18 protein-coding genes are annotated in these 21,158 nt (G+C 72.0%); 10 read left to right on the top strand and 8 right to left on the bottom strand.

Translation table 11 applies throughout. The annotated features are described in order from the left end of the window. Positions 1–447: L-lactate permease (locus AC2H6A_RS03570; RefSeq protein ID WP_484271761.1), on the top strand; the 447-nt coding region annotated here is incomplete at its 5' end. 9 nt (positions 448–456) lie between these two features. Here AC2H6A_RS03570 and AC2H6A_RS03565 read toward each other — a convergent pair. From AC2H6A_RS03565 to AC2H6A_RS03545, 5 genes are all read right to left on the bottom strand, one after another. Beyond that, positions 457–1,494 carry a Bug family tripartite tricarboxylate transporter substrate binding protein gene (locus tag AC2H6A_RS03565; protein ID WP_484271760.1) on the bottom strand — a complete coding sequence of 346 codons (1,038 nt, stop codon included), beginning with the start codon at positions 1,492–1,494 and terminating at the stop codon, positions 457–459. Between the two features lie 105 nt (positions 1,495–1,599). Continuing rightward, positions 1,600–3,114, bottom strand: coding sequence for an amidohydrolase family protein (locus AC2H6A_RS03560; RefSeq protein ID WP_484271759.1), 1,515 nt, complete (start codon positions 3,112–3,114; stop codon positions 1,600–1,602). Between the two features lie 8 nt (positions 3,115–3,122). Continuing rightward, positions 3,123–4,877 (bottom strand): sensor domain-containing diguanylate cyclase, encoded by a 1,755-nt coding sequence (locus AC2H6A_RS03555; protein ID WP_484271758.1) that lies wholly within the window; start codon positions 4,875–4,877, stop codon positions 3,123–3,125. Between the two features lie 40 nt (positions 4,878–4,917). After that, on the bottom strand, positions 4,918–5,538 hold the full coding sequence (gene pnuC, locus AC2H6A_RS03550) for a nicotinamide riboside transporter PnuC (protein WP_484271757.1): 621 nt from the start codon (positions 5,536–5,538) through the stop codon (positions 4,918–4,920). A 40-nt stretch (positions 5,539–5,578) separates the two neighbouring features. Then, entirely contained in the window at positions 5,579–6,343 is a 765-nt protein-coding gene (locus AC2H6A_RS03545) for a FecR family protein (RefSeq protein ID WP_484271756.1), read from the bottom strand. A 267-nt stretch (positions 6,344–6,610) separates the two neighbouring features. On the opposite strand from AC2H6A_RS03545, the gene AC2H6A_RS03540 reads away from it, so the two are divergent. From AC2H6A_RS03540 to AC2H6A_RS03530, 3 genes are read left to right on the top strand one after another with little or no spacing between them, the layout of a single operon-like run. Further along, a complete protein-coding gene (locus AC2H6A_RS03540; RefSeq protein ID WP_484271755.1) occupies positions 6,611–7,417 on the top strand; it encodes an FAD binding domain-containing protein in 807 nt (268 codons plus the stop codon). A gap of 15 nt (positions 7,418–7,432) precedes the next feature. Further along, a complete protein-coding gene (locus AC2H6A_RS03535) occupies positions 7,433–7,915 on the top strand; it encodes a (2Fe-2S)-binding protein (protein ID WP_484271754.1) in 483 nt (160 codons plus the stop codon). Continuing rightward, positions 7,912–10,224 carry a xanthine dehydrogenase family protein molybdopterin-binding subunit gene (locus tag AC2H6A_RS03530; RefSeq protein ID WP_484271753.1) on the top strand — a complete coding sequence of 771 codons (2,313 nt, stop codon included), beginning with the start codon at positions 7,912–7,914 and terminating at the stop codon, positions 10,222–10,224. Before AC2H6A_RS03535 ends, AC2H6A_RS03530 begins: the two co-directional genes overlap by 4 nt. Positions 10,225–10,280: 56 nt before the next feature. On the opposite strand, the gene AC2H6A_RS03525 is transcribed toward AC2H6A_RS03530, so the two are convergent. Together AC2H6A_RS03525 and AC2H6A_RS03520 are read right to left on the bottom strand one after the other, a co-directional pair. After that, complete coding sequence (locus AC2H6A_RS03525; RefSeq protein WP_484271752.1) at positions 10,281–11,096, bottom strand: HoxN/HupN/NixA family nickel/cobalt transporter; 816 nt, start codon at positions 11,094–11,096, stop codon at positions 10,281–10,283. Positions 11,097–11,100: 4 nt separating this feature from the next. Continuing rightward, positions 11,101–12,174: an MBL fold metallo-hydrolase gene (locus tag AC2H6A_RS03520; protein ID WP_484271751.1), complete on the bottom strand. Its 1,074-nt coding sequence runs from the start codon at positions 12,172–12,174 to the stop codon at positions 11,101–11,103. A 242-nt stretch (positions 12,175–12,416) separates the two neighbouring features. Here AC2H6A_RS03520 and AC2H6A_RS03515 point away from each other — a divergent pair, with 242 nt between their 5' ends. Next, a complete protein-coding gene (locus AC2H6A_RS03515; RefSeq protein WP_484271750.1) occupies positions 12,417–14,585 on the top strand; it encodes a caspase family protein in 2,169 nt (722 codons plus the stop codon). 96 nt (positions 14,586–14,681) lie between these two features. On the opposite strand, the gene AC2H6A_RS03510 is transcribed toward AC2H6A_RS03515, so the two are convergent. Further along, positions 14,682–15,413: a dienelactone hydrolase family protein gene (locus tag AC2H6A_RS03510; RefSeq protein WP_484271749.1), complete on the bottom strand. Its 732-nt coding sequence runs from the start codon at positions 15,411–15,413 to the stop codon at positions 14,682–14,684. Positions 15,414–15,545: 132 nt separating this feature from the next. Between AC2H6A_RS03510 and AC2H6A_RS03505 the strand changes: the two genes are divergently transcribed. From AC2H6A_RS03505 to AC2H6A_RS03485, 5 genes are read left to right on the top strand one after another with little or no spacing between them, the layout of a single operon-like run. Next, positions 15,546–16,865: a hemolysin family protein gene (locus AC2H6A_RS03505; RefSeq protein ID WP_484271748.1), complete on the top strand. Its 1,320-nt coding sequence runs from the start codon at positions 15,546–15,548 to the stop codon at positions 16,863–16,865. Further along, positions 16,858–17,706, top strand: coding sequence for a class II aldolase/adducin family protein (locus tag AC2H6A_RS03500; RefSeq protein ID WP_484271747.1), 849 nt, complete (start codon positions 16,858–16,860; stop codon positions 17,704–17,706). The genes AC2H6A_RS03505 and AC2H6A_RS03500 overlap by 8 nt, the downstream gene beginning before the upstream one ends. A 23-nt stretch (positions 17,707–17,729) precedes the next feature. Next, complete coding sequence (locus AC2H6A_RS03495) at positions 17,730–19,064, top strand: MmgE/PrpD family protein (RefSeq protein ID WP_484271746.1); 1,335 nt, start codon at positions 17,730–17,732, stop codon at positions 19,062–19,064. A 46-nt stretch (positions 19,065–19,110) separates the two neighbouring features. Continuing rightward, positions 19,111–20,121, top strand: a complete 1,011-nt coding sequence (locus tag AC2H6A_RS03490) for a Bug family tripartite tricarboxylate transporter substrate binding protein (RefSeq protein ID WP_484271745.1) — start codon at positions 19,111–19,113, stop codon at positions 20,119–20,121. Then, positions 20,118–21,137 (top strand): NAD(P)-dependent oxidoreductase, encoded by a 1,020-nt coding sequence (locus AC2H6A_RS03485; protein WP_484271744.1) that lies wholly within the window; start codon positions 20,118–20,120, stop codon positions 21,135–21,137. The genes AC2H6A_RS03490 and AC2H6A_RS03485 overlap by 4 nt, the downstream gene beginning before the upstream one ends. Positions 21,138–21,158 lie beyond the last annotated feature (21 nt).

Raw genomic sequence — 21,158 nt, 5'->3', positions numbered from 1 at the left:
GGCGCCGCGCGCGGCGCCTGGCGAGCCTGCGCGGTGACCACCAGCTTCATGCTGATGGCGCAGTGCTATCTCGGCTCGGGCATGGCCCAGGCGCTGGCCGAGGCGCTGAGCGAACTCGCGCAGCGCTGGGCACTGCTGGGTGTGCCGCTGCTCGCGGCCGTGGGCGGCTTTCTCACCGGCAGCGCGGCGGCCGCCGCGGCCATGCTCATGCCCCTGGACATTGCGCTGGCCCGCGGGCTGGGTGCCGACCCGGCCTGGATCGCAGCCGTGCAGACCAGCGTGTCGGCCAACCTCTCGATGCTCTCGCCGATGCGGGTGTCGATGGGCACCGCAGTGCTCGGCCTGGGCGCGGCCGAAGCCGCGCTCTACCGACGAGCCTGGCCGCTGGCGCTGCCACCGCTGGCGACGGGCCTCGCCGCCGCGTTGCTGATCAGCCTGCGGACCTGAGCGCCCCGATCACTCGCGGGCGATGCCCAGGTCGCGCATGGTGCGGTCCCAGACCGCGAGCTGCTGACGCAGCACATCGGCCATCACCTGCGGCGTGGACGGCGTGGGGAACAGGCCGAGCTTCTCGTACTGCTCGGCCACATCGGCGCGCCGCATGACCGTGCCGAAGTCGCGCGAGATGCGCTCGACCAGGTCGCCCGGCAGACGCGCCGGCCCGAACAGCCCGCCCCAGGGCGAGATGTTGACCAGCGGCTGACCGGCCTCGGCCATGGTGGGCACCTCGGGCATGGTGGTGGTGCGCCGAGGCAGCAGCACCGCCACCGGCCGGAACTTCTCCTTGAGCAGCTGGGGCATCACCGCCGGCGTGGCGAACATCATCTGCACCCGCCCGCCGATCAGATCGATCGCGGCCTGGGCCTCGCCCTTGTAGGGCACATGGGTCATGTCCAGGCCGTTCTGGCGGGCGAGCTGGCCCATGCTCAGGATGCCGGTGCTGTTGCCGGTGGCGTAGGCGAACTTGCCCGGGTTGGCCTTCACATGTGCCACCAGTTCAGCCAGGGTGCGCGCCGGCATGGTCGGCGCCACCATCAGGTAGAAGGTGAAGATGCAGAAGGTGGAGATCGGCGTGAAGTCGGCCACCGGGTCATAGGGCGGCTCGCGCTTGAGCGAGGGCACATACGACATCGAGGTGGCCGTGCCGAAGAACAGGGTGTGGCCATCGGGCGCCGAGCGCTTCACCTCCAGCGCAGCCACCGCGCCGTCGGCGCCGGCGCGGTTCTCCACCACCACCGGCTTGCCGAAGGCATTGCCCAGGTGCACGGCCACTGCACGCGCGCCGAGGTCGGCACCGCCGCCGGCCGGAAAGGGCACCACCAGACGCACCGACTGCCGCGGCCAGTCGGACTGGGCCCGGGCCGCGCCGGGCAAGGCGGCGCCCAGGGCCAGGGCGCCCGCCGCCTGCAGGGCCTTGCGGCGCGCTTGGCCGGATGAGGACGCAGCCGGCATGGCGGCATCGGGGTTGGAACGGAATGCAGGCAGGCGCGACACGGGGTTCTCCTGGAAAGACCGGATGAGCCGGATGGAAGGTCGATGGGCCGCGATTCTATGCCGCGGCCCGGCTGCGGCCCGGGTGGCCGCAACGGCGCCGGGGCTTCAGCTGGCGCGATCGCGCGCCACGAAGCCGTAGGCCAGGTTCGAACGCGAGGTGCCGGCCCTCTGATAGGCCAGCCGCGCCTCGCTCAGCCGGTCGCCGGCCAGCGCCTGGCGCTGGGCCTCGGTGAAGCCGTACAGACGGGCATTGTTGCCGCCGAAGATCGCGTTCTTCACCGGACCATCGGCAGGCCCCAGGGGCTGGAAGCCATGGCGGCGCTGCATGTCCTCGGGAATCTCCAGGCGGCGCAGCGCCTCGATCTGCCACTGCGGCGAGCCGGTCCAGATCGCGTCGGTGCCCCACACCACCCGCTCCACGCCCAGACCGCGGATGAGCGTGCCCATCATGAAGGCCGCCAGGTGGGGATCGGCCATGGTGCTCTGGGCGAAGATCTGGCCGAGATCGCCATAGACATTGCTCACGCCGTGGCGCGACGGGATCTCGGCGAGGTCAGTCACCCAGTCGACCCGACCGCTCGCCTGCACCTGCGCCCAGGCATCCTCGGTGCGCCCGCCGGCGGCATACCGGTAGGCCGAGTGGTAGATGATGAAATTGAGCTGTGGCCAGTCGCGCGCGGCCCGGGCGACATCGTCGACGCGGCAGTAGGGCAGCAGGTGCGGGAACTGCTGCTCGGTGTGCGGCGGGAACAGGCCCTTGTGCACGCAGACATTGCGGATGCCGGCCTTGAGCGCGCGCTCGTAGTAAGGGTAGGCGAGCTTCTCGTCGTCCATGCGCCAGGGCCAGCGCGCCATCGGCTTGTTGGTGTTGTCGCCGATGGTGTAGCCCTTGATGGAGTCGGGCGCGAGCGCGACGAGTTCACGCTCGAAGCGCTCGAGCGCGCCGGGCACGCCCGGCGTGAAGATCAGGTGCGAGAAGGCGCGGCGGGTGCCGCCGGCGGTGGCATTGATGCGGGCGCGCGCGTCGCGCTTCTGGTCGTTGCTCAGGAACCAGTCGACCGGGTCATGCGAGGCCGAGCCGCTGATCAGCGCCACCTTGGTGTCGGAGTCGAGAAAGACCTCCTTGAAGTAGTTCGCGTACTTCAGGTCTTCCAGCGACTGCGGCCTGCCCGCAAGCGCCGGATTCCATCCGGCACGACCCACCGCCTCGCGGGAACGGATGAAACCGGCGAGCCGGGTCTGGTCATGCAGGAAATGGGTGTGCATGTCCATGATGAACTGGCCCGACAGCGCCGAGGCGCGCGCACTCGCCATGTCGGGGGTGGCCGCCTCTGCGTGCGACACCGCGAAGAGCGGGCCCCAGGTGTCGTTCATCGCGAGGAACGCTGCGGCCATCCCGGCTGCGCTCTGAAAGAAGCGCCGGCGGGTCAGGCCCTGGTGGCGCGCGAACTCGCGACCGTAGGCGAGCGTGCGGGCCTCGAATCGCCGCTGCTGCGGGCTTTGCGGTGCGGGCATGAACTCGTCGCTCGAGACCGGCCGCGACGGGACAGGAAGCCGCAGCCGCAGCTCGTCGGCATGGGCCAGACGGGCGAGTTCCTCGGGGTCGAGATGGATCGGCATGGATCTCCTCAGCCGGCGACACGCACCGTATCGCGCCCGCTGCGCTTGGCTTCATAGAGCGCGGCATCGGCGCGCGCCAGCACGGCGTCGGGGGTGGTGTCGGCGGGATTGAGCGCACTGACACCGATGCTGATCGTGACGGCGATCGGCAGGCCATCGGCCATCGTGGGCGAGGCAGCGATGCGCCGGCGGATACGCTCGGCCAGTGACACCGCCGCCTCGCGGCCGGTGTCGGGCAGCAGCAGCAGGAACTCCTCGCCGCCACTGCGCGAGAGCACATCCGGGCGACGCACGCTCTGGCGCATCAGGTCGGCAACATGGCGCAGCACCTGGTCGCCGGCGGCATGGCCGTGGGTGTCGTTGACCCGCTTGAAGTGATCGAGATCGAGCGCCAGCAGGCAGCTCTGGTGACGCCCATGGCGGCGCACCCGCGAGAACTCGGCCTCCAGGCGTTCCATGAAGTAGCGGCGATTGACCAGGCCGGTGAGAAAGTCGGTGGTGGCCTGCTGGCGCAGCTCCTGGCTCAGAAGGACGCGCTGGGTGATGTCCTCGAAGCTGGCGTAGACCTCGACCAGTTCGCCAGCCTTGAGGATCGGCACCGCGTTGACCATGATCCAGACATAGCCCCGTTCCGGCACCGACACGCCCATCACCACATCGCGCACCGGCTGGCGTGTCCGGATGGCCTGCGCTGCGGGGTGCTGATCGCCGGGAAAGTCGGCGCCGTCTTCGCGGATGGCGCGCCAGCGGGAATCGACCGAGCTGCGGCCCTGCATCTGATCGAGGCTCAGCCCCAGGATGCGCTGGGCGGCCGGGTTGGCCGAGGTGATCCGGCCGGACGGGTCGTGGTAGACCACCCCGAGCGGAATGGTCTGGAACAGTGTCCGGTAGGTCTCCTCGCTGATCCGCAGGCCCTCCTCGGCGCGACGGCGATCGGTGACATCGCTGAACAGACCGGTGAAGAGTGTCCCTCCGGCGCCATCGGGCCGCGGCAGGGCCTGAGCCTGCACCCAGCGTACGGCACCGTCGGCCAGCCGGATGCGGTGTTCGCTCTCCCAGCGGATGCCGGCGGCCGCAGCGGCCCGCAGGCTGCGCGCGCGCTCGGCGCGGTCCTCGGGCAGCACCTGCTCGTCGATGCAGCGGGCGTCGGCGGCGAGCGCCGCCGCATCCAGCCCGAACAGCGCAGCGGCGCCCGGGCTGAGGTAGCGATAGCCGAACGCGCCATCGGCGCCGACCACCAGCCGGAACAGTGCACCGGGGATCGACGCTGCGAGATCGGCGAGCACCGCCTCGCGTCTTGCAAGGGTGAGCTGGGTGCGCTTGAGCGCAGAGATGTCGTCATGGGCCACCACCACGAGCGGCGGGTCGCTGTCGCGCACCCGGGCAACGCGGGCCAGGAACCAGCGCTGCTCGGCGGCAGAGTGGCAGGGATATTCGAACTCGAAGGCGTCGGCGCGACCCGCGAGCACATCGCGCAACCCGGACGCAAACGATGGCTGCTCGCCCACGCCGCAGCCCGCGGCATCGCCGGCCTCGCATACCGAGAGGTAGTTGGTGCCCTCATGGCGGGTGCCGGGGGGCGCGCCGTTGGCCACCGCGAACTCCTGCCAGGCCCGGTTCACGACCAGGATCACGCCGCGGGCATCGAGCAGGCAGACATGGGCTCCGAGGCCGTCGAGCACCGACCCCGGCAGCGACCGGGGGTCGGCGGTGGTCAGGCCGGCAGGAGCCGGCGCCTGGGTCGGGTTGGCAGGTCGGGCCATGACGGTCGGAAGACGGGTTGAGGATACACCAGCGCCCTTCTCAGATCGGCCCGCGCCCGGCGCGCCAGACCGCCCGCCAGCGCAGCCACCCGATCAGCGCCGTGCCAATGAACAGCGCATACAGCAGGGCGGTGAGCCAGAGCTGCTTGTGGGTGAAAAGCGCGATGCTCGACACATTGACCAGCATCCAGACCAGCCAGTTCTCGAGCACCTTGCGTCCGAGCAGCACCTGACCGAGCAGGCTGCCCGCGGTGGGAAAGGCATCCAGCCAGGGGACGTCGGAGTCGGTCAGCCGGGTGAGAACCAGGCCGAGGCCCAGCCAAAGCGCGAGCCAGGCCAGCGCCAGCACCCGCATCTGGCGTGGCGCGAGCCGCACCACCCTCAAGCGCTCGCCCGGCCCGGCACCGGCGCGCCGACCGAACAGCCACTGCCACCATCCCCAGAGCGAGGTGAGGGCGAAGAACACCTGCAGGCCGGCGTCGCCATAGATGCGATGGTGCGCGAAGAGCCAGGCATAGAGGCCGCTGCTCACGATCGCCAGGGGCCAACCCCAGGAGTTCTCGAGGATGTTGCAGACCACGCAGGCGAAGGCGAGCAGGCATGCGATGACCTCCAGCCAGGTGACCGCGGTGCCCCACCAGGTGAATGCGGTGCCGAACATCGCGGCAGTGTAGGGCCGATCGGCCCCGCGCATCGCTGGCTCAGCGTGGCGCAACCGGCTCGCTGCCCGGAACCGGTGGTTCCGGCGGGGACCCGACGGTCTGCCGTGGCACCGCCGCTGCCGGGGCTGCCTGCGGCGGGACTGCCTGCGGCGGCAGCGTCTGCGCGGCAAGCACCGGCAGCGTACGCCGGTCGGTCACGAGCCCGGTCGCACCCGCGCCGACCTCGAGACTGCCAGCCTCGTTGCTGAGCGCAACCCGGCCCTGGATCACCCGCAGGGCGAGCCCGGCCCGCTCGCCCGGCCCGCAGCCAGACGGCGGACAGACCGTCTCGCTGGCCTCGTACTCGGTGCCGCGGATCCCGATCGTCGCGCTGGGGGTGTTCAGGCGGTAGTCATCGCGCTGGCGGCGGCCGATCGCCCCGGTGACGGTGCGCAGCGCGCCCCGCATCAGGCTGAGGAAGCTGCGCTGGTCGGCGGTGTCGTACTGGTAGTCGTCGATCCGGAACTCGGTGTTCGGATGCAGGGCCATCACCGCGCCATCGGAAAAGCGCAGCGCAACCCGGCCGCCGCCCCGGGTGAAGAGCCGATCGCCGGCCGCGAGCTGCATGCCCGGCCGCACCGGCGAGGTCAGCGAACCGGCTCGCAGCAGAACCGTGTCGCCGCTGGCCCCGGTGACCACGGCGACCGAATCACGGGCGATGCCCGCCAGCGGCGCACGTGGCCCCGGCGAGTGGGTCTGGGCAACGGCGCAGGCCACGGCCACCAGCAGACTGCCGGCGAACAGGAGCGGTACTCGGCGGCGCACGAGGGCGGCCCGCACCCGAACCACCGGTGCCGCCGAATCCCTGCTGGACGCGCGAAGAGCCATACGACGGTTTTCGGCCCCCGACGCAGGAACTGGATACCGTCTGGCGGCAGATTCCGTCCGCCGCCCCCTTCCAGGATCAATGCCGGGGATCGCTCGCCACGGCAATCTGCCGGCAAGGCGCGAAACGGACTCCCCGGCTGCGCCCGGCACGCGGTGTTAATGTCCCGCCATCCCCGGAAACGGGCCTGCCCCGAAAGGCACTCCATGTATCCCTTCTCCTACCAGCGGGCCGCCGGCCTGACACAGGCGCTGGCCGGCCTGAAGGCCGATCCGCAAGCCCGGCTGCTGGCCGGTGGCATGACCCTGCTGCCCTCGATGAAGCACCGGCTGGCGGCCCCCTCCACCCTGATCGACATCGGCAGGCTCGCTGAACTGCGCGGCGTTGCCCGCGACCGCGACGCGCTGTCGGTGGGTGCGGGCACACGGCATGGCGAGATCGCCGCTGACGCGACGGTGCGCACCAGCCTGCCGGCCCTGGCCGATCTCGCCGGACGCATCGGCGATCCGCAGGTGCGCGCCCGCGGCACCCTGGGCGGATCGATCGCCAACAACGATCCGGCCGCCGACTACCCGGCCGCGGTGCTGGCTTGCCGCGCGGTGGTGGTCACCGACCGGCGCGGCATCCCGGCCGATGAATTCTTCCAGGGCATGTTCACCACCGCGCTGGAGCCCGACGAGATCATCACCGCGGTGCGCTTCGGCTGCCCGCGGCGTGCGGCCTACGCCAAGTTCCCGCATCCCGCCTCGGGCTATGCCATGACCGGGGTGTTCGTGGCCGAGTTCGACGACGAGATCCGCGTGGCGGTGACCGGGGCCGGCCCGGGCGTGTTCCGCTGGCAGGCGGCCGAGACGGCCCTCGCCCGCGACCTCTCGGCCGCCGCTGTCGGCTCGCTCAGCCTTTCGCCCGAGGGCCTGAACGCCGACCTGCACGCCCCTGCCCAGTACCGCGCCCACCTCGTCACGCTCATGACCCAGCGCGCGGTGGCCGCGCTCACCAGCGCCTCGGCCTGACCCGGAGACCTCCCCATGAAGATCGAACTCGTCCTCAATGGCCAGCCGCGCACCGCGCAGTGCGAGGAGCGCACGCTGCTGGCCGACCTGCTGCGCGACAGCTTCGGGCTGACCGGCACCCATGTCGGCTGCGACACCAGCCAGTGCGGCTGCTGCACCGTGCATGTCGATGGCCAGGCCGTGAAGTCCTGCACCATGCTCGCCGCACAGGCCGAGGGCTGCTCGGTGGTCACCATCGAGGGCCTCGCCCAGGGCGAACGCCTGCACCCCGTGCAGGAGGCTTTCTCGGCCTGCCACGGCCTGCAGTGCGGCTTCTGCACGCCAGGCATGATCATGGCCAGCGTCGATCTGCTTCGCCGCCACCCCTCCCCCTCTGACGAGCAGATCCTGGAGGGGCTCGCCGGCAACCTTTGCCGCTGCACCGGCTACGTGAACATCGTCGAGGCGGTGCGCACCGCCGCCGGCCGGCTGGCCGCCGCCGAGGGGGGCGCCCAATGAGCGTGAATATCGATCCGCGCACCGGTGGGCTGGCGCCCGCCCGCGACGAAGACCGGCGCCTGGTCACCGGCCAGGGCCGCTACACCGCCGACTGGAACCTGCCCGGTCAGCTGCACGCCGCCATGGTCCGATCCGATCGTGCCCATGCCCGGCTGCTGCGCGTGGACGGCTCGGCCGCCAGCGAGGCCGCCGGCGTGGTCGCCGTGCTCACCGCCTTCGATGTCGCCGAGGCCGGCTTCCAGCCCATCCCGGGCGGGCCGCCGGTCACCGGTGCCGACGGCAAGCCCCAGGTCAAGTGTCAGCTGCCCATCCTCGCCACCGACCAGGTCCGCTTCGTCGGGCAGCCCATCGCGATGGTGATCGCCGACACCGCCCGCGCCGCGCAGGACGCCGCCGAACTGGTCGCCATCGACTACGAGGACCTGCCCGCGGTCGCCTCGCTGGATGCGGCACTCGCCCCCGGCGCCCCGCTGGTGCACGAGTCCATGCCCGGCAATGTCAGCGTGGTCTACGAGGCCGGCGACGCCGCCGCGGCCGATGCCGCCTTCGCCCGGGCCGCCCACACCACCACCCTGCGCATGCACAGCCAGCGCCTGGCCGGCGCGCCCCTCGAGCCGCGGGCCTGCCTGGCGGTGCATCACCCCGAGACCGACCGCTTCACCATCCACACCCCCACCCAGGGGATGCTCGGCATGCGGCAGTCGCTCACCGCGATCACCGGCTACGACGCCAGCCGCATCGAGGTGATCGCCCATGATGTCGGCGGCTCCTTCGGCCTGCGCGGCGGGCCGTATCCCGAGCAGGCGCTGGTGATGCTCGCCGCGCGCAAGCTCGGCCGGCCGGTGAAGTGGGTGGGTTCGCGCAGCGAGATCTTCCTCAGCGACTGGCACGGCCGCGCGCTGGTGCTGCAGGCAAGCATCGCGCTCGACGCCGAAGGCAACATCCTGGCGCTGCGCTACGAGAACCAGGCCGATCTCGGCGCCTACACCTGCTACTTCCAGTCGATGATCGGCACCCGCAACCTCACCGTGACCATGGGAGGGGCCTATCGGGTGCCGGCCCTGCACGCGCGCTCCACGCTGGTCTACACCCACACCGTGCCGGTGTCGGCCTACCGGGGCGCCGGCCGACCCGACATCGCCTATGCCATCGAGCGGCTGATCGACCAGGCCGCGGCCGAACATGGCTTTGACCGGGTGGCGCTGCGCCGGCGCAACTTCATCCCGCCCTCGGCCTTCCCTTACACCACGGCCAACGGCACCGAGTACGACAGCGGCGAGTTCGCCGCCGTGATGGACAAGGCGCTCGGCCTGGCCGGCTATGCCGGCTTCGACGCCCGCCGTCAGGCCAGCGAGGCCCGCGGCCGGTTGCGCGGCATCGGCTTCGGCTGCTACCTCGAGGCCTCGGGCGGCGGCGTGGCCCCCAAGGACCAGGTCTCGGCGCGTTTCCGCGATGACGGCCTGCTCCATCTGCACGGCGTCACCGGCCCCTCGGGTCAGGGCCACGAGACCTCGTTCACGCAGCTGGTGGCCGGCCTGCTCGGCGTGCCGCGCGAGCAGCTGCGCTACCACGCCAGCGATCCCGCCGAGGAGCTGGTGGGCAACGGCACCGGCGGATCGCGCTCGCTCTACGGGGCGGGCAGCGCACTCAAGGTGCTGGCCGGCAACCTGATCGAGCGCGCGCGACCGCACGCCGCCCGCGCCCTGTCATTGCCTGCGGCCACCCTCGAGTACCGTGACGGCGCCTTCCACGGCGGCGAGCACCGCATCGGCCTGTTCGAGCTGGCCGAGTCGCTGCGCGGCGCCAGCCCGCATCCGCTCGACTGCGAAGGGGAGTCCACCTCGGGCACCACCTTCCCCAATGGCTGCCATGTGGCCGAGGTCGAGATCGATCCGGCCACCGGCATCACCGAGATCGTGGCCTACACCTCGGTGGACGATCTCGGCCATGTGGTCTCGCCGCAGCTCACCCAGGGCCAGGTGCACGGCGGCGTGGTGCAGGGCGCGGGTCAGGTGTTCGGCGAGCAGCTGGTCTACGACCCCGACACCGCCCAGCTGCTCACCGGCAGCTTCATGGACTATGTCATGCCGAGGGCCGACTGGCTGCGCCACATCCGCACCGATTACCACCCGGTGCCCACCCGCCTGAACGCGCTCGGCGCCAAGGGCGTGGGGGAATCCGGCTGCTCGGGCTCGCTGCCGGCGCTGGTCAATGCGATGAGCGATGCACTGCGGCGGCGCGGCGTGCCGCCGATGGACATGCCCTTCACGCCGCCACGGGTCTGGGAGGCGCTGCGCGCGAAGGGCTGAGGCCCGATCAGCCCGGGCAGGCGGGCGCGCTGCCGGTTCGGACCGCGCCGGCCCGCTCAGCCCGGGCGCAACCGGGCGTAGGCTGCGGCCGCCACCAGGCTGAGCGAGGTGGCCAGCAGCAGGGCGAGCCCCACGCCCAGTGCATGGGAGTCGGCCCAGTCATCGAGCGCCGGCGCCAGCTGCCGGGCCGCGCCCAGCGCGGCGGTGAACAGCGCGGCCAGGCCCACCAGCCAACCGGCCAGGCGCCGACCCCGGCGCTGCTGCAGCGCGCCGGCACCGCTCAGCCGGTTCACCCACCAGCCCGAGAGGCCGTCAGCCGTGAGCATCCCGGCGGCAAAGGCCAGCCCCAGCAAGGCCACCGCCGGCAAGCCGCCCAGTCGGGCCCCCGAGCCGGCAAACATGGCGGCCGTGGCCAGCGTGTCGAGCGAGAAGGCGAAGAGCCCGCCCACCAGCGCGGCCGACCAGGCCGGCATGTCGCTTGGCAGCAGCCGCCCGAGCAGGGCGCGCCGCCAGGCGAGCGGCCCGGGCCGATGATGGTCGGCCGAGCGGATGCTCAGCATGCCGATCAGACTCAGGCAGCCGATGGAGAGCCAGGCGCCGGCCGCGTCCAGCCAGTCGGGCAGGAGGGTGCCGCCGGCCCGGAACGCGAGCAGCGCCGCCGCCAGCATCACCAGGGCGTGCCCGCCCGAGAACAGCGCGCCGCTGGCGGCCGCCGCGCGCAGCCGGCCGGCCTGGCGGTGCACCCGCCCCACCGCGTCGATGGCCGCGAGGTGATCGGCGTCGAAGCCATGCTTCAGCCCCAGCAGCGCGGTGGCAGCCATGGCCGCCAGCAGGCTGCCGGTTTCGGCACCGGGGATCAGGGCGAACGACATGGATTCAGGCGGCGCGGTACCAGTTCACACCCTGCTCGTCGGTCTCCAGGACCGCCTCGCCACGGGCGATGAGGTAGTTGAGGTGGGCGAGGCTCTCGCCGGTGGCCATGCCCAGCAGGTGCTTGTCGCCGTCGATCTTGCGCGCAAACAGCGCGCCGAAGACATCGATCGCCCGGCAGCGCCGGTCGCGCAGCGAGCGGCGCAGACGCTCGAGGCCGACCTCGTGACCGCGGATCAGGTCATCGAGCCGCGCATGCAGGCCACGGAAGGGTTCGTTGTGGGCCGGCAGCACCAGCACCGCATCGGGCACCTCGCGGCGGATGCGCGCCAGCGAACTCAGCCAGTCGCCCAGCGGATCGGCCTGCGGCTCGGTGGGAAACACCGAGACATTGGAGGAGATGCGCGGCAGCACCTGATCCCCCGAGATCAGCAGGCCGAGCTCGGGGCAGTGCAGGCAGGCATGCTCGGGCGAGTGGCCGTTGCCCACCACCACCCGCCAGGCATGGTCGCCGATGCGCAGCTCGTCGCCATCCTTCAGGCGCCGGAAGCTGTCGGGGATCTTGTAGGTGCTCTTGCCGAAGCCGCCAAAGCGGGTGCGGTAATGCTCGATGGCTTCCTCGTTCCAGCCGGCACGGCGGTAGAACAGCACGCCGTCCTCGGGCGCCTCGCGGCCGGTGTCGGCCACCAGCACCCGGCAGTTGAGGTACTCGAGCTTGGTCATCCACAGCGCGGCGCCCGGGAACTTGCGGATCAGCCAGCCCGCCATGCCGACATGGTCAGGGTGCATGTGGGTGACGATCACCCGCGTGACCGGCAGGCCGGCCATCGGCCCGGCCAGCACCTCGCGCCAGGCGGTGGCGGTCTCGGGGGTCTGGATGCCGGTGTCGACCACCGTCCAGCCCTCGCCGTCGCGGATTGCCCACAGATTGATGTTGGCCAGCGAGAACGGCAGGGGCATGCGGATCCAGAGCACGCCGGGCGCCACCTCGGTGGCCTGGCCGGCCGCCGGCGGTTCGCCACAGGGATACTCAAGCACCGGCCGCACCCGGCGGGTGCGGTCCACCGACACATCGCTCATCAGGAGATCCTTGTCGCCGGTCGACGGGCCAGGGCGGGAATGCGCTGCGGACGGCGGATGGGTCGAGGATAGCAAAGCGCCGGCCGTTCACGCCGGCGATCCGACCGGCCGGGGGCCGGGCCGCCGCGGGCACCAGGCCCCCGCGATAGGATGAACCGCCGACGGCGCCGTGGCCGTGGCCATTCACGATGAGGAGAGCCATGCCCGAGCACCCGCTGCCGGCCGCACCCCAGCCGATCCCGATGCCCCTCCGATCCGGGTGCGGCGCGCCAGCCGCCCAGGACCGCCGCCGTGCGATCCGGAGGCTGTTCGCGCTGGTCGCCGCCCTCCTGCTGTTGCCGGCTGCGCTCCTCCTGCCCACCGGCGCCCAGGCGCAACCGGTGACGGGCTCGATCATCCAGGGCATGCTCGACCTGGGCGGCGGCAACCTCGTCGGGCTGCCCGATGGCCGCTGGCGGGTGATCGCGGTCTTCAATCAGCCGCGCAAGGTCGCCGGCATGGAAACCGTGGCCCACACCGTGGCCGTCCAGTCCGAGGATCCGGCCGCCGCCGTGCCGCTGCTGGTGTTGCGGGCAGTCACCGACCGCATGAACTGGGAACGCTCGGTGTGCGAGGAGAACGCCGCCAACGCCTGGCTGGTCGACCGCCACGACACCCTTCACAGCCAGCTGGTCACCCGGTGCTCCCGCTGGTTCAGCATCACCCGGTTCTCCGACTGGACGCGCACGGTCGAGGCCACCAGCGCCTGGACGCCGATCATCGCCGCCCTCGGCAGCAGCCCGCCCTGGGCTGCCGAGAGCACTGCCTTCCTGGAACTCAGCGTACGACGCTGGCAGGGACCGGGCATCTTCGTGAACGCCTTCGTGCGCACCGCGCCGATGGGCATCGATCCGTTCAAGCTGCGTGAGCTCGCCCGGGAGAGCCGCGAGGAACCCGCCCACGCGGTGCTCCGCGCCTGGTCGCGCGGCATGGTCAGCGCCAGCGGTGCGGCCTTCCTCGACGGGGTCCGGACCGTGCGCATGCCCACGCTCGGCGGCGCGCTCCAGGCAAGTGCCACTGCCGCGGTACGCAGCGGTCCGGCGTCGGCCACGCCACCGGTCGCCGGCCGCTCGGAACCGGTGATGTACGAGCAGGCGGCGCGCGATCGCATCCATGCCATGCTCGATCAATCACGCCCCAGCCAGCCCGTGCCGTCGGTGGCCGCGGTCACGGCCCAGCCGATGGCCACCATGACCGCGCAGACCATCAGACCGGTGACCGCGACACCGGTCACCCCGGTCGGCCCTGCGTCCACCGCAAGGCCAGCCAGCGCGGCGCCCGCTGTGAGCCCGGCCGGCCCTGCGCCGATCGTCAGTCCGCCGGGCCCGGCGCCCGTCTTGAGCCAGGCCAGCCCTTCGCCCACGGTGAGCCAGGCCAGCCCTTCGCCCACGGTGAGCCAGGCCGGCCCTGCGCCCACGGTGAGCCAGGCCGGCCCTGCGCCGGCGGTGCGCCCACCCGGCAACTCGCCCGCGGTGGCCGGCACCGGCGCGCCTGCCGCCCCGGCAAGGCTCGGTCCGATCGAGGAGCTCGCCGCCGAACTCGCCAAGCTGCGCGAGGAAGTGCGTCGCCAGCAGGCCGCCAGCAACCCGCCCGCCGCACCCGCGACCACCCAGCCGGTGGCCCAGGCGCCCGCTGCCAGCGCGACGCCCAAAGCCCCCGCGGCCGGCAGCGCGCGCCGTCTCGCGCTGGTGATCGGCAACGACAGCTACACCACGGTCACCCCGCTGCAGAACGCCCGGGCCGACGCCCGCGCGATGGCCGCGCAGCTCGGCAAGCTCGGCTATGCGGTCACGCTGCGCACCGACCTCACCGAGCGGGCCATGAAGGACGAACTGCGCCAGTTCAACAGTCGCATCCAGGGCGGCGACGAGGTGCTGTTCTTCTTCGCCGGGCACGGGGTGCAGATCGGCGGCACCAACTATCTGCTGCCGGCCGACATCCGAGGCGATTCCGCCGAACAGGTGCGCGACGATGCCCTGCCGCTGCAGAAGGTGCTCGACGACATCCAGGATCGCAAGGCGCGGTTCACGCTGGCGATCGTCGACGCCTGCCGCGACAACCCCTTCAAGGGCAGCGGTCGGGCGATCGGCACCCGTGGCATGGCGCCCACCACCCCGGCCACGGGCCAGATGGTGCTTTTCTCGGCGGGCGCCGGTCAGCAGGCGCTCGACCGGCTCAACCCCGGCGATCGCGATCCCAACGGCCTGTTCACCCGCGTGCTGCTGCGTCAGATCGAGCAGCCCGGCGTGAGCGTCGACCGGCTGATGCGCGCCGTGCGTGCCGAGGTGGTGGCCAAGGCGCGGGCAGTGGGCCACGAACAGGTGCCCGCGCTCTACGACCAGTCGATCGGCGAGTTCTTCTTTCGCGACTGAGGCCCGATCGCGCAGCCTCCGGGGCATGGGCGGGCCGGCCGCGAGGCCCGACCCGAGCGCCACCAGGCCCGGGCAGGCCGCGCCGCTGCCGCCCGCTCAGCGCTTCAGGTTGCGCTCGAACAGCGAGAACAGACGCTGCCAGTGACGCTCGGCGCTGGGCTTGTCGTAGATGCCGGCCCGCAGCGGGAAGGCGAAGCCGTGCTGCGCGCCCGGGTACCACTCCAGCCGGTAAGGCGTGCCGGCCGTCTTCAGCGCCGACTCCAGGGTATCGATCATCTCGCGCGGCGCGTACTGGTCGATCTCGGCGCAGGCGAAGTACGACTCGCAGCGCACGCGGTCGAGCACCCGGTGCGGCGAGTCGGGCTTGTCGGTGACCATGCGTGCGCCGTAGATCGAGGCGATGCACGAGATGCGATCGGCGTGGTTCGCCGCGGCGGTCACCGAGAACGGCCCGCTCATGCAGTAGCCCACGACGCCCACCCGGTCGTGACGCAGCTCGGGCCGCGAGTCGATGAAGCGCAGCAGCGCGCCGGTGTCGCTGGCGATCAGCGCATTGCTGAGGTGGTCCATCATCTCGAACATGCGCTTGAAGCCGGCCTCGTCGCGCACCATGACGAACTCGCGGGTGCGCCGGTAGTACAGGTTGGGCAGGATCACCGCGTAGCCCACCGAGGCGATGCGCCGCGCCATGTCGTGCAGCTCCTCGCGCTTGCCCGGCGCGTCCATGTAGAACAGCACCACCGGGTGCGGCCCGCCCTCGTCGGGGTGCACATAGAAGGTGTTCATGAGCCCGTCGGGGGTCGGGATGTCCAGGTGATGTTCGATCATGTCGGCCTCCTCGCCAGCGTGGTGCGGGCAGTGTAGGCCCGAGCCAGGCGCCGGGCGGCTTTGCGCGAGGGGCCCGCGGCCTGCGACAATGCCGATTCCGAAACCGCTGGGGCGCCCGCCGGCGCCCACTCCATGGAAATCGTCGTCCTGTTCGGCCTCATCCTGCTCAACGGGATGCTCGCCATGGCCGAAATCGCGCTGGTCACCGCGCGTCGTACCCGCCTTCAGAAGATGGCCGATGCCGGTGATGCCGGGGCAGCCACCGCCCTCACCCTGGGCCAGGATCCCACCCGCTTCCTGTCCACGATCCAGATCGGGATCACCTCCATCGGCGTGCTGAACGGCATCGTCGGCGAGGCGGCGCTGGCCGCGCCCTTCGCGCTCTGGCTTCAGACCCTCGGTCTGGAGCGCGGCCCCAGCGAGATCGGCGCCACCGCGCTGGTGGTGGTGAGCATCACCTACTTCTCCATCGTCATCGGCGAGCTGCTGCCCAAACGCCTGGGCCAGATCAACCCCGAGCCGATCGCCCGCGTGGTGGCCCGGCCGCTGCAGGCCCTGGCCATTCTGACCAAGCCCTTCGTGCGCCTGCTCAGCCTGTCCACCGACCTCACCCTGCGTCTGTTCGGCGTGCGCGCCGGTTCGCAGAGCGCGGTCACCGAGGAGGACATCCAGGCCATGCTCGCCGAGGGCTCCGACGCCGGAGTGATCGAGCGCCAGGAACACCAGATGGTGCGCAACGTGTTCCGGCTCGACGACCGTCAGATCACCTCGCTGATGATTCCGCGCGCCGACATCGTCTGGCTCGACATCGACGACCCGCTCGAGGACAACCTGCAGAAGATCGAGCGCGCCGAGCACAGCCGTTTCCCGGTATGCAAGGGCGGACCGGGCACGGTGCTGGGCATCGCCACCGCGCGCCAGGTGCTCGCCCAGACCCTGCGCGGCGAGCGCGCCGATCTCGCCCGCGACCTGCTGCCGGCGGTGTTCGTGCCCGAGACCCAGACCGGCATGGAGCTGCTCGAGAACTTCCGCTCGAACAATGTGCAGCTCGCGCTGGTGATCGACGAATACGGCGAGATCCAGGGTCTGGTCACGCTGCAGGATGTGCTCGAGGCGATCACCGGCGAGTTCAAGCCGCACCGCGCCGAGGATGCCTGGGCCATGCAGCGCGACGACGGCTCCTGGCTGCTCGACGGCCTGATCCCGCTGCCCGAGCTCAAGGACCGGCTTGCCCTGCCCGAACTGCCCGAGGAGGACAAGGGCCGCTACCACACGCTCAGCGGGATGGTGATGCTGCTGCTGGGCCGCGTGCCCAACACCGGCGATCGCATCGACTGGCAGGACTGGCGCTTCGAGGTGGTCGACATGGACAACAAGCGCATCGACAAGGTGCTGGCCAGCCGCCTGGCCGAGCCCGTCCCCGTCCCGGGAGACGCCGCCGATCATGTCTGAGGCCCGTGCCGCGCTGGCCGACCTGCGCAGCGCCTATCCGGTACTGCAGCCCGATCCCGACTATCCGCCGCTGCAGCTCGCGTCCATCCGCGATCAGGTCAGCCCGCAGGAGTGGGCTGCCCGCGTGGACTGCGCCTGCGCCTACCGGCTGGTGAAGCACTTCGGGATGGACGACCTCATCTACAACCACATCTCGGTGAAGATCCCCGGCACCGAGGAGTTCCTGCTCAACGCCTTCGGCCTCACCTACGACGAGATCACCGCCTCGTCGCTGGTGCGCATCAACCTCGCCGGCGAGGTGCTCTGGGCGCCCGAGTTCCCGCCCGGCCTGGGCTACCGGTTCAACCCCGCGGGCTGGGTGATCCACGCCGCCATCCACGAGGCCCTGCCCGCCGTGCACGGCGTGGTGCACACCCACTCGCTCGCCACCATGGCGGTGTCGGCCCTGCCCGAGGGCCTGCTGCCGATCACCCAGACCGCCATGCGCTTCGACAAGGTCGCTTACCACGACTACGAAGGCGTGGCGGTCGACCCGGGCGAGCGCGAGCGGCTGGTGCGCGATCTCGGCGACGCCGACCTGATGTTCCTGCGCAATCACGGCGTGCTCACCGTGGGCCGCAGCATCGCCGAGGCCTTCAACAACACCTACCGGGTCGAGCGGGCCTGCCGCGCGCAGCTGATGGCCCAGGCCGCCGGCCAGGGCCTGGTCATGCCCCCGGCCGATGTCATCGAGAAGACCCACCACGCCTACCGGCCGGGCACCCGGCGACCCTACGGCGTGCTCGAGTGGCCGGCCATGCGCCGGCTGGCCGATCGCATCGATCCGTCCTACCGCACCTGAGCGGTCCTGGCCGCCCCACTGTCATGAGCCGCCTGCTGACCGACTTCGGAGCCTTCGCGGCCGACACCGCCCTCCGCCCGCTGCCCGAGGCGGTGTGGCATCACGCCCGCCGCGCTGTCATCGACTGGACGGCCTGCGCGGTGGCCGGCTCGGTGTGCCCGCCGGTCACGCTGATGGCGCAGGCGCTCGCCGAGGAGCTCGACACCGGCGCATCGCGGCTGCTGCTCGGCCGGCGCGCCACCACCGGCGCGGCGGCGCTGGTCAACGGCACCGCCGCGCACACCGTCGAGTTCGACGACATCTACAAGGAGGCCATCTACCACCCGGGCGCCCCGACCATCGCCGCGGCGCTGGCCCTGGCGCAGTCCCGCGATGCCGACGGCCCCGCCCTGCTGCGGGCCGTGATCGCGGGCTACGAGATCTCCACCCGCATCGGCGCGGTGATGGGCCGGGCCCACTACCGCTACTGGCACAACACCGGCACCGTGGGCTGCTTCGGCGCCGCCCCGGCTGCCGGCCTGCTGCTCGGGCTGAGCGGCGCGCAGCACGCCCATGCCCTGGCCACCGTGGCCACCTTCGCCGCCGGCCTGCAGCAGGCCTTCCGCAGCGACTCGCACGCCAAGCCGCTGCACGCCGGGCGCGCCGCGCAGGCCGGGGTGCAGGCGGCGCAGTTCGCCGCCGCCGGGATGATCGGCTCGCCCGATGTGCTCGACGGCGAGGCCGGCCTGGGCGTGGCCATGAGCAACGCGCCCTCGTGGGCCGAGGCCACCGGCGATCTCGGCGAGCGCTGGAACATCACCGCCATGACCTTCAAGAACCATGGCTGCTGCGGGCACGCCTTCGCGGCGATCGATGGCGCGCTGGCGCTGCGCCGCCAGCTCGGCATCGCGCCCGATGACCTCGCCGAGGTCTCGGTGGCCACCTATGGCGAGGCGCTCGCGGTGGCCGACATCGCCGATCCCCGCACCGAGGCCGAAGCCCGCTTCAGCCTGCGCTTCGTGGTGGCCAGCGCGCTGCTCCACGGCAGCGTGCGCCTCGACGCGATGAGCCCGGCGCGCCTGGCCAGTCCGGCCATCCGCGCGCTGATGGCCCGCATCCGCACCGAGGTCGACCCCGACTGCGACCGCGCCTTCCCCGGCCAGCGCGCGGCGCGGATCGGTTTCACCACCCGTGACGGTCGACAGGCCAGCTTCTTCCAGCCCACCCGCATCGGCGATCCCGACGCACCGCTCTCCGACCAGGACCTCGAGGAGAAATTCCTCGAGCTGGCCGCGCCGGTGCTGGGCGCGGCACGCGCCCGCGACTGGCTGGCCGCGATCTGGCGACTCGATCAGCCCGGCTCGCGCTTTCCGGTCTGACCCGATCCATGGCGGCTCTCCCATCCCGGCCTGCGAGGACCCGCCCATGACCCGCTCCGTGTCCGATCCCGAACGCCGGCAGGCGCTGAGCGCCCTGGGCGGACTGGCGATCGGCGCCACCGGCGTCACCCCGACGATCGTGCAGGCGCAGTCCGGCGGCGGCTATCCCTCACGCGCGGTGCGCATCATCATTCCGTTCAGCGCCGGCGGCACCACCGACATCCTCGCCCGCGAGATGGCGGCGCGCTTCGCCGATCGCTGGAAGGTGCCGGTGGTGCCCGAGAACAAGGCCGGCGCCGGCGGCAATGTCGGCACGGCCCAGGCCGCGCTGGCCGCGCCCGACGGCCACACCCTGCTGTGCGCCTCGGTGGGGCCGATCGCGGTCAGCCCCTCGCTGGTGCCTCGCCTGGCCTACAACCCGCTCACCGATCTGGTTCCCATCGTGCTGATCGCCGATGTCTGCAATGTGCTGGTGGTGCATGCCGGCGTGCCGGCGCAGACGGTCGAGGAGTTCATCGCGCTGATGCGTCGCCAGCCCGATGCGTTCAACTACGGCTCTACCGGCATCGGCACCGCCGCCCACCTCACCGGCGCGCTCTTCGGCCTGCGCACCGGCACCCGACCGCAGCATGTGCCCTACCGCGGCGCCGAGGCGCTGCGCGATCTGGTCGGCGGGCGCATCCAGTTCATGTTCGCCACCGGGCCATCGGTCATCGGCCTGATCAGGGCCGGCACGGTGCGCGCGCTGGCGGTCACCGGCGACGCCCGCTCCCGCTCCCTGCCCGAGGTGCCCACCCTGCAGGAGAAGAAACTGGCGAGCTTCGATTCCGGCTCCTGGTTCGGCTTCTTCGGGCCGCGGGGCATCCCGGCCGTGGCGGTCGAATCGGTGAACGGGCTGGTCAACGAGGCGCTGCGCGACCCCGCGGTGCAGGGCCGCCTGGTGGCCAATGGCGCCGACCCGGTGGGCGGCTCGCCCGAGCGCTTCGCGGCCCATGTGCGGGCCGAGATCGACAAGTGGCGCGCGGTCATCCGCGAAACCGGGATCCAGCCGGAATGAGCGCTCAGGCAACCCGCCCCCGGGTGCTGAGCACCCGCGCGCTGAGCCCGGCGATCGCGGCAGCGCTCGATCAGCGCTTCGCGCTACGGATCGCCCCTGCGCCGCTCACCGAGGTCATCGCGCAGGCGCTGCGCGATTTCGATCCGCACGCGGTCATCGCCCGCGACGACCTGCCTGCCGATGCCTGCGCGCTCGCGCCCAGCCTGCTGCATGTGGCCCGGCACGGCGTGGGTCTCGATGTGATCCCCATGGCCGCCTGCGCCCGCCACGGCGTCACGGTGAGCAATGTGCCCGGGGGCAACGCCACCAGCGTGGCCGAGTGGTGCGTGGCGCAGATCCTCGCGCTGCTGCACAGCCTGCCGCAGATCGGCGCATCGATGCGCAGCCAGGGCTGGGCCGCCACCCGCGCGGCCTTCTCGGGCCGCGCCCTCGACCTCGCCGGCCGTCAGGTGGGTCTGATCGGCTGCGGCGCGATCGGCACCGCGCTGGGCACCATGCTGCACGCGGGGCTGGGCGCGCGGGTGGCCGCGCACACCCGCACGCCGGCGCGACTGCCCGGTTTCGTCCAGCCGATGGACTTCGACGCCTGCGTGGCTGGCGCCGATGTGCTGGTGCCGTGCGTGCCGCTCACCGATCAGACCCGCGGACTGATCAGCGCGCAGGCCATCGCCACGATGAAGCCGGGCGCGCTGTTCGTGAACGCCTCCCGCGGCGAGGTGGTCGATGAAGCCGCGCTGGTGGCGGCGCTTCTCAGCGGCCGGCTCGGCGGCGCGGCCCTCGATGTGATCACTGACCGGCAGGGCCGTCAGGGCACCGGCCTGCCCGAGCTGCCCAACCTGGTGGTCACGCCGCACCTCGCCGGGCACACCGCCGACGCCGCCGAGCGCAACGGCCGCAGCGTGATCGAGGCGCTGGACGCGGTGCTGCTGGCGGGGCAACGGCCGCGGCATCTGGTTGACGAGACCGCCTGGGCGCCGATGCTGGCGCGACGGGCCCGGCTGCTCGGAGCGGGCTGACGGCCCGCAGCCGAGGCCGGG

Source organism: Quisquiliibacterium sp. (assembly GCF_982640115.1).
The sequence above is the reverse complement of the archived record's forward strand: the minus strand, read 5'-3'. Positions and strand labels throughout refer to the sequence as shown.